We start from the raw sequence: 16970 nt of genomic DNA, 5'->3' as shown, positions 1-16970 counted from the left end.
TAACAAAACAGGCGGCTTTTTGCAAAAACAGAAAGGCCCGGTGCACAAATGCACCGGGCCAGGATTGCAGCCGGACGAAATCCGGAAACGCTTCGCAAGCGGATGCGCCCCGACTTCGGAGGGTTATTTGCCGATGGTCAGCGTCACCCCGCCCGTACACCAGAAACCCGGCAGGCGGATTCCGCCGATGTCGCAGTAGCGCGTGTCGGTGATGTTCGTGGCGTCGACATAAAGGCGGCAGATGCCCTTCTCCCACTGGAGACGTCCGTCGAGCAGGAAATAGGGCTTGTAGTCGCGTTCTTCGTTAAGGGAGGCGTTGCCCGGTTCGGGGTAATGCGTGTAACTGCCGTTGCGGTCGTAGACCGAGCCGGTCAGCGCAAGCGACATCCGCCGCAGGAAATGCACCTCCACGGCCAATGCCGCCTTGTGACGCATGAAATCCATCGCGCTTTTGGCGATGACGTCCGCGTTCCGGTCGGTCGTGATGTAGCCGTACGAGAGCGTCACGCGGCGCAGGAAGCCTTCCGAAACCGTATAGCCGCCCGCGAGTTCGATCCCGAAGGTATCGAGGCTGCTCGTCTGTTCGGAATGCCACTTGCTGCCCATGTCCTCGCGCCAGACCCAGTCGATGATGTCGCGCCCGGAGCGGTAATAGGCTTGCGCCGAAAGGTTCCAGCTCCGCTTGAGGTAATCCACGCCAAGTCGGTATGTGACTGCGTGTTCCGGCGCAAGATCGAGGTTGTTGATCTGCGCCGGGGAGGTGTAGTAGAGGTCCGTGAAGGTCGGCAGGCGCATCGACTGCCACGCCCCGGCTTCGAGGCGCAGCCCGGCCGCGGGGGCATAGCCCGCCGAAAGGCTCCACAGGGCCGAAGTGCCGTAGGGCGTGAGGCTCACGCCCGCCGAAACCGCCGCGTCGAAATGCCGCCACCGCTTGGCGTGCCGCAGCCACAGGTTGCCCGTGTGGCGCGCCTTGGCATGGGTGTAATGGCCTTCGGGAACCGAGAGCTTGTCACCGAGATTGGTGCTGTAAATGTGGTTGAAAGCATAGTCTCCGCCCACGGTGGTAACGCCCGCCGCCCAGTCGCAGTCGGCCCAGAGCTTCGCTCCGACATTGTCCGTGTTGTGGCGGTTCATCGCCGTGCCGCGCGTCCAGTCGTAGCGGTCGAAGTTCTTGCGGTAGCTCGCGGCGGCCCCCAGCGAAAAGCGGCCTGCGGTTTTCAGCCACCGCAGCGACCCCAGGGCCGTAGCGGTATGCTCCCACTGGTCGGGATTGTAGGCCGCATAGAAACCGTTGGAGCCGAAATCGCGGTCCTGCCACCCGGCCTGCAAGTCGAAGAACCCGGCCCGCCCGCCGTCGTAGGTCGCCCGTACGAATGCGTTGTAGTTGGAGAAATCGGTATTGTGCCGGTAGCCGTCGCTGCGGCGGTACGAAGCCGCGCCGAGCACCGAGAAGCGTCCCGCACTCACCGCGCCCGAAAGATTCCCGTAGCCATAGCTGTACTGGCCGCCCGAGGCTTCGAGGCGCAGGTAGGTGGGCCGCAGCGGCGCGGTGCGGATGTTCACCGCACCGGCGTAGGCTCCGACGCCCGGAACGCCGTCGATCAGTTCGACGGCCGAAATGCAGTCGAGGTCGACGGGCAGCGCGTGGGACTGATGCCCGGTGCGGGCATCGGTGAAATCAATGCCGTTGAGAAGGACCATGGTCTGGTCGAAAGAGCCTCCCCGGATGAAGATGTCGGCCTGCGTTCCCTTGCCTCCGCGTTCGCGGACATCGACCGAAGGAGCAAGGCGCAGGGCGGCTTCCAGAGTCTGGACAGGCGCCGGGGCCTGGGCTTTCCGGTCGAAAAGCGGGGTGTGCGACTGGGCGTTGCGCGCGGGAGCCGTCTGACTCCCGGTGACGCCGACTTCCCGTATCCGCAATGTCTTGAGGACAGCGGTCGTGTCGACAGTCTGCGCGGACGCACCTTGCGTCGCAAGCAGCAGGATCGACATCCCGACAGAGAGGACCCCGATAGTCACATAACGGTGGAGGCTGGCAAAAACCGACCAGTTTTTGCGACTCCAACGCTTGAAGCAGGGGTACTGCTTTGTTTGGATGTTTTCCATTTGTTTGAAATTTGGGTTAAAAGTGAAAAAACGTCCGAACCGGGTCCGGCTGCTGATCCCCGGTTCGGACGCGCAAAGGTAACAAAAAAAACGGGCTACACAGGCCCGTTTGTGTAAATCGCACTGAAGCAATCAGTCAACCCGCTGTCATTCAGTTGAACAGCGCCTCGACCTTCTCCACGACGTCGTTTTCGTCGGGTTCGAGCGGGAAGACATGGCTCGGCTTGAGATACCACAGCTCCTTGCCCTCCTTGAAGTGCTCCTCGCCGCCGCCCGTGACATTGAGCATGACGGTGGCGTCCTTCTCGATTTTACCCGCGTTCACGGCATTGACGAGCGACGCCAGCGCAACGCCCGCCGCCGAATAGATGTCGACGCCTTCGAGTTCGTGGAACAGCTTGCGGGCCTTGCGCGCCATGGCGTTCGTGGCCACGAAAACCTCGCCGCCGGTGGCTTTCAGCGCATCGAAAAGACCGCCCGTGACGCTGTAAGGCGGACGGCGGTTCGAAAGCACCTTGGCGTCGATGATCTCCGCGTCGCGGCGCGCCTTGTCGTCGTCGTAAGGCAGCAGCTTGCGCGATGCCGCCTGCCAGGCGTCGTACATCGGAACGAACGGGGCGTTCTGCGCCACCATCAGCTTCATCGTATTCCGCCCGAAGCGGCCGTCCTCCACCAGACGCATGTTGGCCTCCCAGGCGGCAATGGCGCCCGTGCCGCTGCCCACGGCCTGGAAATAGTAGTCGGGAATGCGGCCGATGGTCGTCACGGCCGAAAGGACCGTGCAGGCCATGCCGTCGCGGCGCGCGACGTTCTTGGCGCCGCCCTCGGCGTAGAAGCCGGGGCTTTTCAGCGCAATGTCGCTCAAATGGATGGCGTCGAAATAGTCGCCGCCCTTCTCGCACGAAATGAGTTTCACGCAGGGGTTCAGCGGCTGGTCGAACCACAGCGCGCCGATATTGTCGTAGGGAACCGAGAGCAGCAGCCTGATGTTATTGTCCGAGCAGACCTTGGCGAAGGCCCGGGCGGTGTTTCCGGCCGAAGCCACCACCAGCACGCGCCGTTCGTCGGCAGCGGCGCGGCCGCAGACCGAATAGGCCTCGGTCTCCTTGAACGAGCAGGTCGACATCGTGGCCCCGATGGCCGGATACCAGCCGTTGAAGGTGATCCAGAGGTTTTCCAGCCCGAGGTGCGCGGCGAGGCCCTTGCTCTTATAGGTCACGGGAGCCGACGAACCTTTGAGGATACGCCGCACGGGCATCCAGTCCGAGAAACGGTACAGGCCCCAGTCGGCGGGTTTCACGTCGATCTGTTTGCGGGCGTATTTGGTGCGCACGAGCGAAGTCTCCTTGCACTGCGGGTCGGCAAGCATCCAGCCGGCGTCTTCGAATTCGCGGCCCGTGGCGACGCATTCCAACGTGTAGGGGGTAGGTGTGAAATTTTCCATGAAGAGGTTTCGTATATCTGAATTCAATATTGTCTATGACATGCGGTTCCGGAAGTCCTCGTAGCCGAATTCGCGGATGACGTCGGTGCGGCCGTCGCGGCGCGCGATGACGATGGACGGATGGTGTACGCCGTTGAACATCGTGGTCTTGACCATCGTGTAGTGGATCATGTCCTCGAAGACGACGCGCTCCCCCACCTTCAGCTCGCGGTCGAAAGCCCAGTCGCCGCAGTAGTCGCCCGCAAGGCAGCTCGTGCCGCCCATGCGCCAGCGCTTTTCGCCGTCGGCGGGTTCATGCGCTCCGATGACGGCGGGTTTGTAGGGCATTTCGAGGCAGTCGGGCATGTGGCAGGCGAACGACACGTCGAGCATCGCCGTCGTCACCCCGCCGTTCTCCACGATGTCCTCGACGGTCGAAACCAGAAAGCCCGTGCGCCACGTGAAGGCGCTGCCGGGTTCGAGGATCAGCCGCAGGTTCGGATGGCGGGACCTGAACGCCTTCAGCAGAGCGATCAGGCGGTCGCAGTCATACCACGAGGCCGTCATCAGGTGGCCGCCGCCCATGTTGAGCCATTTGATCCGGTCGAGATACGCTCCGAAATGCGTCTCGACGGCCTCCAGCGCCTTTTGCAGATGCTCCGGGCGCGATTCGCAGAGGACGTGGAAATGCAGCCCCTCGACACCCGCCGGAAGTCCGCCGTGCGCCGCCAGCTGTTCGGCCGTGACGCCCAGCCGCGAGCCGGGGACGCAGGGGTTGTAGAGGTCCGTCTCGACGGGCGAATACTGCGGGTTGATCCGCAGGCCGCAGGAAATGCCGTTGATAAGGGCTTTCTGGCCGAAGCGGCGGAACTGCGACAGCGAATTGAACGTGATATGATCGCTGCAATTGAGGATTTCGTCGATATTGGAGTCCGTGTAGACCGGGGCGTAGGTGTGGGCGGGACGCCCGAACTCCTCGAAAACGAGACGCGCCTCGGCAGCGGAACTTGCAGTCGCACCGTCGGAATGCTTCGCCAGCTCGGGAAAAATGCTCCACATGGCGCAGGCCTTCAGGGCGACGATAATTTCGGCGCCCGATTCCCGGCGCACACGGTCGACAGTCGCCAGGTTCCGGTCCAGCAGCTCCTCGTCGAGGACGTAGCACGGTGAAGGCAGTTTCAGAAAGTCAATCATCGAATTGTTTTTAGTTGGATTTCATCCTTCGTTTTCTCCGCTCGGCATAATCCGGGCAAGCCCGGCTCTGCCCTCGCTCAACGAAAACGTCCAAAACAGTTGCAAAAGTAGCAAAAACCTCCTGAAAACCACGCTGCGCAGGCTTGGTTTTCGGGAAAATACGCATTTATACTTACGACCGCCGCTTTCGGAGCGAAAAGATTAACAGCATTCCGATTTTTTCGTATCTTTGCAAACACAATCCGCTGTCGCGGGTTGTCTTGGCTGGTGGAAAATCTGGAAAATTTACCCGAAACAGCCAAGCGCATATCCCGCTCTGCGGTGCGGCTCGCGCCGTATGGCATGGGATATGGTTTTCTACGTCATTACGGCGCGGGCTATATGTGCTTGTTTGTTTCAGGGTTTTCCAGAGCCTTCCACCGAATGAGTAACAGTAGTCCGCGTTCGTTTTTACGGGCGCGTCATCCAAAAATTCGCACGATGGAAAACAAGTCCCGACGCCCCCACCCCAACGATTACAGCTACGCCAGCGAACGGCTCCGGTTCGTGATCCGCGCCTCGGGGTTTTACACCGAACTTTTCGCCCGTCAGATCGGGATGCCCGACGCCGAGCTGCTCTACCTCGTCCTGTTCGACAACAGGCCTCTGACGCCCCTGCTCGTGGAGCGCATCTGCGCACGGTTTCCGCAGATCGACGCCCGGTGGCTGCTGACGGGGCGGGTCGGCGAGTAGTCCGGCGGCGGAAGAACGGAACATGGGTTTCAGATTCGGTCCGACGGCGGCGGCAAACGGAGTGCAGTCCTCCGCGGGGCGCGGCGGCGAACTGCCGTTCTGCGGGACCGCCACCGTTTTCGATCGGTGCGGTGCATCTGTCGTGCATCGTGAAAAATCCCCGGATGGGACGTACTTCGGCACTATCCATCCGGGGATTTTGAGGGATGTGCGGCATCTGCGCCGCAATCTTCAAAAACCTACACTTCGAGATTCACATCGAACAGCTCGTGCCACGGCAGGCCCTGCTCGCCCAGCTCGGCGAGGAACGGATCGGGATCGAACTCCTCGACGTTGAACACGCCGGCGCCGCGCCAGAGGCCCTTGGCCCACATCGAAGCGCCCAAAGCCGCCGGAACGCCCGTGGTGAACGACACAGCCTGCGTGCCGGTCTCCTTGAAGGCTTGTTCGTGGTCGCAGTTGTTATAAATATAGTAGGTGCGCTCCTTGCCGTCCTTCAGGCCCTTGATGCGGCAACCGATCGAGGTCTGGCCGTGATAGTTGGCGCCCAGCGACTTGGGATCGGGAAGAACCGCCTTGAGGAACTGGATCGGGACGATCTCGACGCCGTTGTAGATGATCGGGTCGATACGCGCCATGCCGATGTTCTGAATCACGCGCAGGTGCGTCAGGTACTCCTGACCGAAGGTCATCCAGAAGCGCGCACGCCGGATCGTGGGATAGTTCTTCACGAGCGACTCCAACTCCTCGTGGTAGATGACGTACGACTCGCGCTCGCCGATGCCCGGATAATTGAGCGGCTTGTGGATCTCGTGCGGCTCGGTCACCACCCACTCTCCGTTCTCGTAATAACGCCCTTTCTGGGTCACCTCGCGGATGTTGATCTCGGGGTTGAAGTTCGTGGCGAAAGCCATGCCGTGGTTGCCGGCGTTGCAGTCGACGATGTCGAGGTAGTGGATTTCGTCGAAATGGTGCTTGGCGGCATAGGCCGTGAAGATGGCCGTCACGCCCGGGTCGAAACCGCAGCCGAGGATCGCCGTGAGTCCCGCGGCCTTGAAGCGGTCCTGATAGGCCCACTGCCACGAGTATTCGAAATGCGCCTCGTCCTTCGGCTCGTAGTTGGCCGTATCGAGGTAGTTGCAGCCGCATTCGAGGCAGGCGTCCATGATCGTGAGATCCTGGTACGGAAGCGCCACGTTGACCACGATGTCGGGTTTGAACGCGCGGAACAGTTCGCACAGCTGCGGCACGCTGTCGGCGTCGACCTCGGCGGTCTTCACGCGGTTGCCGCCGATGGCGGCCGCAACGGCGTCGCATTTGGATTTGGTACGGCTGGCCAGCATCACGTCCGTGAAGACGGGATTGGCCGCGATTTTCTGCGTCACCACCGTTCCGACGCCGCCGGCTCCGATTATCAGCGCTTTACACATAGAATTATTCGGTTTTAAAAGTTAGATTTCATCTTAACGCCTACAAAAATATCCTTTTATTTCGGCAAAACAAAATCCGCGCGCCAAATTTCACGATCCCGGCCGGCCGAAACCGCCGGAAGATGCCCGGACGCCTATCGCCTGCAGGCGGCATCCGGCAGCCGGAAAGGCAAAAAACACACTTTTGCGCAAAATTTGCAGGCCGGGTATTGGATTTTAAAAATAAATCCGTACATTTGCACCACCAAAACGGAAACGATTCCCATTTTGGCACACGGAGATTCCGTAGCTCAGCTGGTAGAGCACAACACTTTTAATGTTGGGGTCCTGGGTTCGAGCCCCAGCGGGATCACCAGAGAAAGGAAGGTCGAGGCCTTCCTTTTTTCGTTTGCATTCAATTATTGTCCGATGATCTCCGACGACTTGATTCGAATACCCTGGTGTTCGATACCCCCTCAACAGCATTACGACACGATCGGTCGGCTAAAGCAGGATATGCACCGTTATCTGCATGCCCGGTCATCGGAATTCGAAACCGGGCCGTTCGCACCGCCGACGGATAAATTCGAAATCATTCAGGCCTCCGGCAATTCATACATATTGCTGCCCACAGCCTCTGACTACGCCTTTCTTTTTCGGGGCCAGAATGCTTTTTACAAAGACTGTGCGCCTACATTGTATCGCAGGCGAAAAACGCCCGGTGAAATCTTCGAACAGCGGCTCAAATGCGCCGAATTCCAACTTATGGCCGAAGAACTGCCCGCCGTTCAGTACTTCAGGCAGCAAAAATTCAGTATCGATTATCTCGGTCTTGCGCAACACTACGGGCTGCAAACCGACATTTTGGACCTGACGGTCGATCCGGACATAGCCCTGTTTTTTGCCATGTGCGATTACGACCCGCGAAACGACCGTTATACCGCCAAAAGCCAAGAACGGGAATACATCGGTTACCTTTACGCGATAAACGTATTCTCCTATACGGATTACTCTCCGAAGAAATTGGAGAACCTATTCACCTCGAAGCTAAAAGCCATCGGACTGCAACCATTCGACCGACCTGGAAATCAAAAGGCGTTTTCGCTGCATTTGGACGAAGGCGAAAAACTGAAAGCCAACCTCTATTCATTCAATTACACGAAGCAGGATTCGGAGGAATACTGTCGGAAATACGCTTATTTGTGGCGATCGGACATGCTATCGGAACGAACGAAATCAATCCGTGATACAAAAATCTACTCGCACCAGGCTTTGAGCCTGGCAACCAAAAAATGGGGTGACGGCAAAAGCCGGAATTATTGGGAACGACAAATGCGGAATCAACAATGCTCTTTCACCGCCCCGCATAAGTGCCATTGGAAATTCACTTCCGACGAGATACAAAAAGCGGTCTCCGAATGGCAAAATCACGGACTCGGTCAAATCCGGCGGTTGCTGACCCGGCGCAGACTCATCACCGGCAATCGGCAAACCGGCTGCAACACAACCTCCTCGTTATACCATACGCTCGTTTTAAAAAATTTGCAGGGCGGATTTCCGGCTCCCGGAGGATACGATTCCGGCATTGTAAAACTCCTTTCGGAAAAGGACAAGATGCAAGGCTGGGAAACGGACACGGCTTTCGAACACAGCGTTCCGGAGGCCGACGGCAAAATTCACCGGTACAACCAAATCCTGGATTGGTCCCCGACAAGACGGTTACCCGGCGATCGACTGCGGACGTTTCAGATGCGCCCAGACTGAACGCACGAAGGCGCCGGCAAGACCCTCGTCGAAGACCAGCCGGTGTTTCCAGCGGTTCGCCCACCAGCGGCGGGTCTTGAACCGGACCACGCGCAGCAACCCTTCGGGCTGCTCGCCGGAGAACGCCGGGGAGAGGATTTCGTCCAGCACCCGCTTTTCGAGTTCGGCGTCGCGTTCGAAATCCGGGAGCGACGGGGCCTCCAGCCCCAGGCAGTCGACGCAGAGGGCGTTGAGGCAGTTCAGGAACCCGACCATCCGGGTCTCCCGGGCCACGGCGTACAGAGCCGGCCAGTCGATCCGGTCGTGGCAGTGCGCGACGAAGACGCACCAGTCCAGAACATGCCGCAGGCCGATGTTGATCGCCGCGAAATGCACGGCGGCATGGCGCAGCAGGAACAGGGCGTTGAGCTGCTCCGAAGGCAGGTAGACGGCTACGCCCGCAACGGCGACCGACTCGCCGGGCTGCGCGGCATACTGCTTGAACAGCCGTTCGAGACGCGCGTTGGAGGCGTGCGTCTCCTTATTGACAAAGTCGTAATGATTCTCGACCATGATGCCGTCGACGTCGAACGTCGTGTGGTGCTCCTTGTGCACGTCGACCGGAACGCCCCACTCCCGGGCGACCAGCTTGTCGGCCTCGGGCTGACGCCCGAAAAGCCAGATGTCGATGTCCCCGCAGGGACGGTGTTCCGGAACGGGATAGAAAAGGCTCAAGCCGTAGCCCTTGAGCAGCATCATCGGGATCGCATGCTCGCGGTAGAACGCCGCGAGGCGGGCGATGGCCCGCTCCTGCCGGCGGTAGACCTTTTCGATCCGTTCGACGTTGACGGCCCATTGCAGGCGCAGCGCCCTGGGCGGCCGCATCGCTTCGGGCAGGAGCTGCATCCCGTCCCACGCCTGGGCCAGCACGCCCTGCACCGAGGAGAGGTCGTAGATTTCACGCCACTGCGCCGCGTCGGTCCCCTCGAACAGCGATGCGTCGTCCATACGGTTGCGCAGCGTCGCCCGCACGAGGGCGAACAGTCGTTCGGCAGCCCGCGTCATCGCACCATGTCCTCCGGCGCCAACGGCGCATAGGGACCGTCCTTGACCTCGAACAGCACCGTGCCGCTTTCGAGAACCTCCAGCGTGTGCCACTGCCCTTTGGGGACGTGGATGCCGTAGACGCCTTTCAGCGGGTCGAGCGCGAAACGCTGCGTCTGGCGGCCGTGCTCGTCGCAGAAAATCACGTCGAAGCGGCCGCGCAGGATGACATAGGTTTCATCCGTGTGGGGATGGCGGTGCACGGGCAGCACCGTGCCCGGCTCCAGGGCGTTGAGCAGACGCTGGGCCTTGGCGTCGAGCGAGTCGTGAAGGTTGAAATTCATCCGCAGGCGTTCGCTCGTCTTCGCCCGGGCGGTCACTTCGTCCAGAAGTTTATCGTCGAGAATCATACTGTCTATGGTTTGAATTAGTCCCGGTAAAGATAGCGATACTTTGCAAAAAAACAGGCACGGAGATCGGATTTTCGCAAAAAAACCGTACCTTCGATCGAAATTATCCGCCCGAAGACCCGGAGAAAAGGCCCGCGGGCGACGTCAACGACGCAAGAAAATGAAAGGTATCGTATTAGCCGGAGGCTCGGGCACGCGCCTGTATCCCATCACGAAAGGTGTGAGCAAGCAACTGCTGCCCATTTATGACAAGCCCATGATTTATTATCCGATTTCGGCGTTGATGCTGGCCGGCATCCGCGAGATACTCGTGATCTCGACGCCGGCCGACCTCCCGGGATTCCGGCGGCTGCTGGGCGACGGCTCGGACTACGGCGTAAGCATCGAGTACGCCGAACAGCCCTCGCCCGACGGGCTGGCGCAGGCGTTTCTGATCGGCGAGGAGTTCATCGGCGGCGATTCGGTCTGTCTGGTGCTGGGCGACAATATCTTCCACGGGGCGGGCTTCACGGGCATGCTCCGGGAGGCCGTGCGCAGCGCGGAGGAAGCGGGCAAGGCGACGATCTTCGGCTACCGGGTCGAGGACCCCGAGCGGTACGGCGTCGCGGAGTTCGACGCCGCGGGCAACTGCCTCTCGATCGAGGAGAAGCCTGCGCATCCGAAGTCGAACTACGCCGTGGTGGGGCTGTACTTCTACCCCAACAAGGTCGTGGAGGTGGCCAAATCCATCCGTCCCTCGGCGCGCGGCGAACTGGAGATCACCTCGGTGAACCAGGCGTTTCTCGCCGGCGGAGCGTTGAAAGTGCAGACCCTCCAGCGGGGATTCGCATGGCTCGACACGGGCACGCACGACTCGCTGGCCGAAGCCTCGATCTTCGTGGAGGTGATCGAGAAGCGGCAGGGGCTGAAAATCGCCTGCCTCGAAGGCATCGCCTACCGCAACGGCTGGATCACGGAGGAGAAGATGCGCGCACTGGCCGGGCAGATGCTCAAGAACCAGTACGGACGGTATCTGTTGAAGGTAATCGAAGAATCGAAACGATGAAAGCGATAAAAACGGAGATCCCCGGCGTGGTGCTTCTCGAACCGGAGGTGTTCGGGGACGCAAGGGGTTATTTTATGGAGCGTTTCTCGCAGCGGCAGTTCGACGAACTGGTCGGGCCGGTGCGGTTCGTGCAGGACAACGAGTCGAAATCGCGCTACGGAGTGGTCCGGGGACTGCATTTCCAGAAGGGGGAATACGCCCAGGCGAAGCTGGTGAGCGTGGTCAGGGGCCGCGTGCTCGACGTGGCGGTGGACATCCGCCGCGGATCGCCGACCTTCGGACGGCACGTCGCCGCGCTGCTCGACGGAGAGAACAAGCGGCAGCTGTTCATCCCCCGCGGATTCGCCCACGGATTCGCCGTGTTGAGCGACGAGGCCGTCTTCCAATACAAATGCGACAACTACTACGCCCCCGGCAGCGAGGGCGGCATTGCGTGGGACGACCCCGCGCTCGCGATCGACTGGCGGCTTCCGGCCGGCGAAATACTCCTCTCGGAGAAAGACCGCCGGCACCCGCAGCTGGCCGACGCACCGGAACTTTTCGAATACGACAGACCATGAACATACTCGTAACGGGCGCCAACGGCCAGCTGGGCCGTGAAATGCAGCGGCTGAGCGCCGTGTCGCCCAACAACTACACCTTTACCGACGTGGCGGAACTCAACGTCACCGACGCCGGGGCCGTCCGGCAGGCCGTGGCGCAGACCCGCGCCGAAGTGATCGTGAACTGCGCGGCCTACACCAACGTGGAGCGCGCCGAGGAGGACGAGGAGGCGGCCGACCGGCTGAACCGCGGGGCGGCGGAGAACCTCGCCCGGGCCGCGGAGGCGAACGGCGCGACGCTGATCCACGTCTCGACGGACTACGTCTTCGACGGCACGGCACACCTGCCCTACACGGAAGACGCCCCGACCGCACCGCTGGGCGTCTACGGGCGCACGAAACTCGCCGGGGAGCGGGCCGTTGCGGAGTCGGGGTGCAAATACCTGACCTTCCGCACGGCGTGGCTCTATTCCGAATACGGGAACAACTTCCTGAAAACGATGCTCCGGCTGACGGCCGAAAAGGAGCGTCTGAACGTGGTCTTCGATCAGGCGGGGACCCCGACCTACGCCGGGGACCTGGCCATGACGATCTTCTCGATCGTCGAAGGCGGCTATTTCGCCGGAAACGAGGGCCTCTACCACTTTTCGAACGAGGGCGTGGCGTCGTGGTACGACTTCGCCGCGGAGATCGCCGCCGCCGCCGGGCACGACAAATGCCGCATCCGCCCCTGCCGCACGGCGGAATTCCCGACCAAGGCCGCCCGCCCGGCCTACTCGGTGCTGGACAAAAGCAAAATCAAAGAGACGTTCGGGCTGGAAATCCCCCACTGGCGGGAGTCGATGCTCTACTGTCTGAAAAACATGCTGCGATGAAACGCAATATCCTGATCACCGGCGGCGCCGGATTCATCGGCTCGCACGTCGTGCGGCTGTTCGTCGGGAAATACCCCGACTATCGGATCGTAAACCTCGACCGCCTGACCTACGCCGGCAACCTCGCGAACCTGCGGGACGTCGAGAACCGTCCGAACTACACGTTCGTCAAAGGCGACATCTGCGACTACGATGCCATGCGCAGCCTCTTCGCGGAGTACGACATAGACGGGGTGATCCATCTCGCGGCCGAAAGCCACGTCGACCGCTCGATCCGCGATCCGTTCACTTTCGCGCGGACCAACGTGATGGGGACGCTGACGCTGTTGCAAGCCGCACGGGAGCATTGGAACGGCGCATGGGAAGGCAGACGCTTCCACCACATCTCGACCGACGAGGTCTACGGGGCCTTGCCGTTCGACGGGACGCTCTTCACCGAGCAGACCCGCTACGACCCCCACTCGCCCTACTCGGCGTCGAAAGCCTCGTCGGACCATTTCGTACGGGCGTTCCACGACACGTACGGATTCCCGGCCGTGGTGACGAACTGTTCGAACAACTACGGGCCTTATCAGTTTCCCGAGAAGCTCATACCGCTGTTCATCAACAACATCCGCCACGAAAAGCCGCTGCCGGTCTACGGCCGGGGCGAAAACGTCCGCGACTGGCTCTACGTCGAGGACCACGCCCGGGCCATCGACACGATATTCCACCGGGGACGCGACGGCGAGACGTACAACATCGGCGGTTTCAACGAGTGGCGGAACATCGACCTGATCCGGGAGATCATCCGGACGGTGGACCGCCTGCTGGGACGGCCCGAAGGGGCTTCGGAGAAGCTGATCACCTACGTCACCGACCGGGCCGGGCACGACCTGCGCTACGCCATCGACTCGCGCAAACTCAAGGAGGAGCTGGGCTGGGAACCTTCGCTGCAATTCGAGGAGGGCATCGAGAAGACCGTGCGGTGGTACCTCGCCAACCAGGAGTGGATGGACGACATCACCTCGGGGGAATACGAGCGGTACTATCAGGAAATGTATACCGGGCGGTAGACGCATATTTTCGGATCGTTTCACGATCCGGTGCTTATGTACTTTTTGATCGCAAAAAGTACCAAAAACTCTCCGACAGATGCCTTCGCCTACTTTGGGCGGCCTAACGCTGGCTCCGGGCGACTATTCGCGGGTTTGTAAACAAACCGCCCCCTCCGCTCGCGCTTTTAGGCCGCCCTGCGTTTCACGGCTGCGGCATCGAGTCGGGATCAGTCTCCGCTTGTGGCGGCGGGAAGCAGATGCGATAACTCCGTTCAGAAAAAACTACGAAAAACTCCGTATTTATCAAACCTACCCTTTGCGGCTGATCTCGGCGAACGTCGCCCGGACGCAGGCCGCCAGGTCCGAAGGGGCGACCTTGAGTTGCAGACCCCGCACCCCCGCACTGACATAGATGAAAGGCAGGCCGGCAGCCGTGGCGTGGATGTAGGTCGGAAAGGCCTTTTTCATGCCGATCGGCGAACAGCCCCCGCGGATGTAGCCCGTCACGGGCAGCAGCTCCTTCATCGGAATCAGATCGGCCTTCTTGTTGGCGGAGATCTTCGCCGCGGCTTTCAGGTCCACTTCGTGGTCGCCGGGCACGACGCAGACGAAATAGCCCGTGCGGTCGCCCTTCAGAACGAGGGTCTTGAAAACGGTCGCTATATCCTCGCCCAGCTGTTCGGCGACGTGCGTCGCGGCGAGGTGCTCTTCGTCCACCCGGTACGGAACCAGTTCGTATGCGATCTTCGCGCGGTCGAGCAGCCGCGCGGCATTCGTCTTTTCGACTTTGGGATGTGCCATATTGTTCCCTTTATCTTCTTATCTGCCGCAAAGGTAGTTTAAATTACCCGAATGTGTGCATTTTTGCTACATTTGCCCGATCATGACGCAACGGACACTCATATTTCTGGCAGGACTTCTCTGGGCCGCAGGCGCTTCGGCGCAGACCACGCGCGTACGCGGGCAGGTGACCGACGCCGCGGACGGAAAGCCCCTGCAATTCGTCAGCGTCGTATTCCCCGGAACCACGACGGGAATCACCACCGACGAGCAGGGAATCTACGCCCTCGAAACCCGCGACACCGTGAGCCGCGTGCAGGCCTCGATGGTCGGTTACGCCACACGGACCCTGCCGCTGACGCCCGGGACCTTCAACCACGTGGATTTCGCCCTCGAAGCCGTGGAGTTCGGCATCGGGCAGGTGGTCATCACCCCCGGCGAAAACCCCGCCTACCCCATTCTCGACGGCGTGATCCGCAACAAGCCGCTGAACGACCCCGAGCGGTACGACACGTACAGCTGCCGCACCTACACCAAGATGGAGCTGGACCTCACGAACATCAGGCCGCAGTTCCGGAGCCGCCGTCTCCAGCGCAACTTCGGGTTCGTCTTCGATTACGTCGACACCTCGGCGCTCACGGGCCAGGCCTATCTCCCGGCGATGATCTCCGAGTCCACGGCCGACCTCTACCGCAGCAGCCATCCGGCATTCAAGCGCGAGGTGATCCGCGCCAGCCGCATCTCGGGCGTCGAGGACAACTTCGCCGCGGCCCAGTTCACGGGAGGCATGCACGGCGACGTGAATTTCTACGACAACTTCATCGACATCTTCAACGTGCGCTTCGCCAGCCCGCTCTCCGACGGGGGACGCGCGTTCTACAACTATTTCCTGGTGGACAGCATGGTGACCGAGGGACGCAAGGTCTACAAAATCCGCTTCCATCCCAAGCGCCTCACCACCCCGGTGCTCGACGGAGAGGTCAACATCGACTCGGCGTCCTACGCCCTCCAGTCGGCCTCGGCGCGCATGCCCAAGGGCGTGAACGTCAACTGGATCAGGCACCTGATGCTCGACAACGAGAACCGTCCGGCGGACAAGGGCCGCTGGTTTCGCGTCCGCGACCGCGTGTCGGCGGAATTCTCCGTCTCGACGGCCGATTCGTCGAAACTCACCTCGTTCATCGGCACGCGCGAGGTGGCTTACAGCGACGTGCGCATCGGCGAGCCGATCCCCGACGAGGTGCTGCGCATGGACAACAACGTCGTGGTGCGCGACGAGGAACCCGGGCACCGCCGGGAGGAGTTCTGGGAGCAGGTGCGCCCTTACAGTTTGAGCGAAAAGGAGAAAGGCATCTACGCGATGGTCGACTCGGTGCAGCACGTGCCGCTGTACCGCAACATCTACACCCTCATCAACACGGTGATCGTCGGCTACTGGAATACGAAATACATCGGCATCGGCCCCTACTACAAACTGGCCAGCTTCAACAAGCTGGAAGGCTTCCGCATGCAGCTGGGCGGGCGCACGACGACCGAAGTGAGCCGCACGGTGCGCGTCGGGGGCTACGTGGCCTACGGCACGCGCGACGAGGACGTGAAGGGCGGCGGCAGCGTCGAGGTGGCCTTCAACCGCCACCTCACGCGCAAACTGACCCTCACGGCACGGCACGACGTGATGCAGCTCGGCGCCGGGCAGAACGCGCTGACCGAAAGCAACATCCTCTCGTCGATACTCTCGCGCGGCGACCAGCGGCTCTCGATGGTCAACCGCGGCGAGGCGGTCTACGAACACGAGTGGTGTCACGGCGTGAGCACCTTCGCCGGCGCGCGCATGCAGCGCATCTTCGCCAACCGTTACGTGCCGATGCTGCGGCCCGACGGTGTGCCCGTCAACTCGGTTTCCGACGCCGCGGTGCACGTCGGCCTGCGGCTCTCGAAAAACGAAACGGTCTACCGCATGCCCTTCGACAAGCAGTCGATGGGTTCGGTCTACCCCATCCTGACGCTCGGATTCTCGGCGGGGATTCCCGACGCGCTGCACGGCAGCTACGAATACTACCGCCTCGAAGGCGGCATCCGCTACCGTCCGGAACTGCCGCCCGTGGGGTATTCGGACATCACGGTGCAGGGCGGGCGCATCTTCGGCAAGGTCCCCTACCAACTGCTCAAACTCCACGAGGGCAACGGCACCTATTTCTACGATCCCTACGCCTTCTCGTGCATGAATTTCTACGAGTTCGCCTCCGACGCATGGGTGTCGTGGTTCTGGGAGCACCACTTCAACGGCGTGCTGCTGGGCCGCCTGCCGCTGATCAAAAAGCTGAAATGGCGCGAGGTGCTGGTCTGCAAGGGCGTGTGGGGCACGCTTTCGCGCGAAAACAACGGGTCGACGGCCGGAACGCAGGCCGACCTTCTCTTCCCCGCGGGCATGACCTCGGTGTCGGACCCCTATGTCGAGGCCGGATTCGGCGTGGAGAACATCTTCAGGCTCTTCCGCGTGGACTGCATCTGGCGGCTCACACACCGAAGTCCCAAACCCGGACAGGAGATTCAGAACTTCGCCGTCAATTTAAGCCTGCATCTCAAATTCTGACCGGCGCAAGCCGTGCGTGTCGGGGATTTTGCCTATC

General features: G+C 61.1%; 14 protein-coding genes and 1 tRNA gene. 8 read left to right on the top strand and 7 right to left on the bottom strand.

The features are described from left to right. Window positions 1–123: 123 nt before the first annotated feature. The 3 genes from DWW03_RS02390 to nspC form a co-directional block, all read right to left on the bottom strand. The gene (locus tag DWW03_RS02390) at window positions 124–2106 is read right to left on the bottom strand and encodes a TonB-dependent receptor (RefSeq protein ID WP_022062337.1); all 1983 of its coding nucleotides are present in this window, start codon (window positions 2104–2106) and stop codon (window positions 124–126) included. A gap of 151 nt (window positions 2107–2257) precedes the next feature. Continuing rightward, window positions 2258–3550, bottom strand: a complete 1293-nt coding sequence (locus DWW03_RS02385; protein WP_118406239.1) for a cysteate synthase — start codon at window positions 3548–3550, stop codon at window positions 2258–2260. A gap of 33 nt (window positions 3551–3583) precedes the next feature. Further along, complete coding sequence (gene nspC, locus DWW03_RS02380) at window positions 3584–4723, bottom strand: carboxynorspermidine decarboxylase (RefSeq protein WP_118406238.1); 1140 nt, start codon at window positions 4721–4723, stop codon at window positions 3584–3586. Window positions 4724–5203: 480 nt separating this feature from the next. On the opposite strand from nspC, the gene DWW03_RS02375 reads away from it, so the two are divergent. Beyond that, the gene (locus DWW03_RS02375) at window positions 5204–5455 is read left to right on the top strand and encodes a hypothetical protein (RefSeq protein WP_022062340.1); all 252 of its coding nucleotides are present in this window, start codon (window positions 5204–5206) and stop codon (window positions 5453–5455) included. Window positions 5456–5694: 239 nt separating this feature from the next. On the opposite strand, the gene DWW03_RS02370 is transcribed toward DWW03_RS02375, so the two are convergent. Further along, on the bottom strand, window positions 5695–6885 hold the full coding sequence (locus DWW03_RS02370) for a saccharopine dehydrogenase family protein (RefSeq protein ID WP_015546040.1): 1191 nt from the start codon (window positions 6883–6885) through the stop codon (window positions 5695–5697). Between the two features lie 279 nt (window positions 6886–7164). Here DWW03_RS02370 and DWW03_RS02365 point away from each other — a divergent pair. Both DWW03_RS02365 and DWW03_RS02360 read left to right on the top strand, forming a co-directional pair. After that, a tRNA-Lys gene (locus tag DWW03_RS02365) sits at window positions 7165–7240 on the top strand. A 140-nt stretch (window positions 7241–7380) separates the two neighbouring features. Continuing rightward, on the top strand, window positions 7381–8628 hold the full coding sequence (locus DWW03_RS02360; RefSeq protein ID WP_177863502.1) for an FRG domain-containing protein: 1248 nt from the start codon (window positions 7381–7383) through the stop codon (window positions 8626–8628). Here the strand turns inward: DWW03_RS02360 and DWW03_RS02355 are convergent. Together DWW03_RS02355 and DWW03_RS02350 are read right to left on the bottom strand one after the other, a co-directional pair. After that, window positions 8584–9672 (bottom strand): nucleotidyltransferase family protein, encoded by a 1089-nt coding sequence (locus DWW03_RS02355; protein ID WP_022062342.1) that lies wholly within the window; start codon window positions 9670–9672, stop codon window positions 8584–8586. The two genes, DWW03_RS02360 and DWW03_RS02355, sit on opposite strands and share 45 nt — an antisense overlap. Further along, window positions 9669–10061: a WbuC family cupin fold metalloprotein gene (locus DWW03_RS02350; RefSeq protein WP_015546037.1), complete on the bottom strand. Its 393-nt coding sequence runs from the start codon at window positions 10059–10061 to the stop codon at window positions 9669–9671. Before DWW03_RS02350 ends, DWW03_RS02355 begins: the two co-directional genes overlap by 4 nt. A 160-nt stretch (window positions 10062–10221) precedes the next feature. Between DWW03_RS02350 and rfbA the strand changes: the two genes are divergently transcribed. Genes rfbA through rfbB form a run of 4 tightly spaced genes read left to right on the top strand, consistent with a single transcriptional unit; the run spans window position 10222 to window position 13578 of the window. After that, entirely contained in the window at window positions 10222–11106 is an 885-nt protein-coding gene (gene rfbA / locus DWW03_RS02345; RefSeq protein WP_015546036.1) for a glucose-1-phosphate thymidylyltransferase RfbA, read from the top strand. Continuing rightward, window positions 11103–11666, top strand: a complete 564-nt coding sequence (rfbC, locus tag DWW03_RS02340) for a dTDP-4-dehydrorhamnose 3,5-epimerase (protein ID WP_022062343.1) — start codon at window positions 11103–11105, stop codon at window positions 11664–11666. Before rfbA ends, rfbC begins: the two co-directional genes overlap by 4 nt. Further along, window positions 11663–12523, top strand: a complete 861-nt coding sequence (rfbD, locus tag DWW03_RS02335; protein ID WP_022062344.1) for a dTDP-4-dehydrorhamnose reductase — start codon at window positions 11663–11665, stop codon at window positions 12521–12523. The genes rfbC and rfbD overlap by 4 nt, the downstream gene beginning before the upstream one ends. Beyond that, on the top strand, window positions 12520–13578 hold the full coding sequence (gene rfbB, locus DWW03_RS02330; protein ID WP_118406236.1) for a dTDP-glucose 4,6-dehydratase: 1059 nt from the start codon (window positions 12520–12522) through the stop codon (window positions 13576–13578). The genes rfbD and rfbB overlap by 4 nt, the downstream gene beginning before the upstream one ends. Window positions 13579–13869: 291 nt before the next feature. On the opposite strand, the gene ybaK is transcribed toward rfbB, so the two are convergent. Then, a complete protein-coding gene (gene ybaK / locus DWW03_RS02325) occupies window positions 13870–14361 on the bottom strand; it encodes a Cys-tRNA(Pro) deacylase (RefSeq protein WP_015546032.1) in 492 nt (163 codons plus the stop codon). An 82-nt stretch (window positions 14362–14443) separates the two neighbouring features. Here ybaK and DWW03_RS02320 point away from each other — a divergent pair, with 82 nt between their 5' ends. Further along, a complete protein-coding gene (locus DWW03_RS02320; protein ID WP_118406235.1) occupies window positions 14444–16933 on the top strand; it encodes a DUF5686 family protein in 2490 nt (829 codons plus the stop codon). The last annotated feature ends 37 nt before the right edge of the window (window positions 16934–16970 follow it).

The organism is Alistipes sp. AF14-19 (genome assembly GCF_003461645.1).
Taxonomy (GTDB): Bacteria; Bacteroidota; Bacteroidia; order Bacteroidales; family Rikenellaceae; genus Alistipes; species Alistipes shahii.
This window is presented reverse-complemented; position numbering and strand designations above follow the sequence as displayed.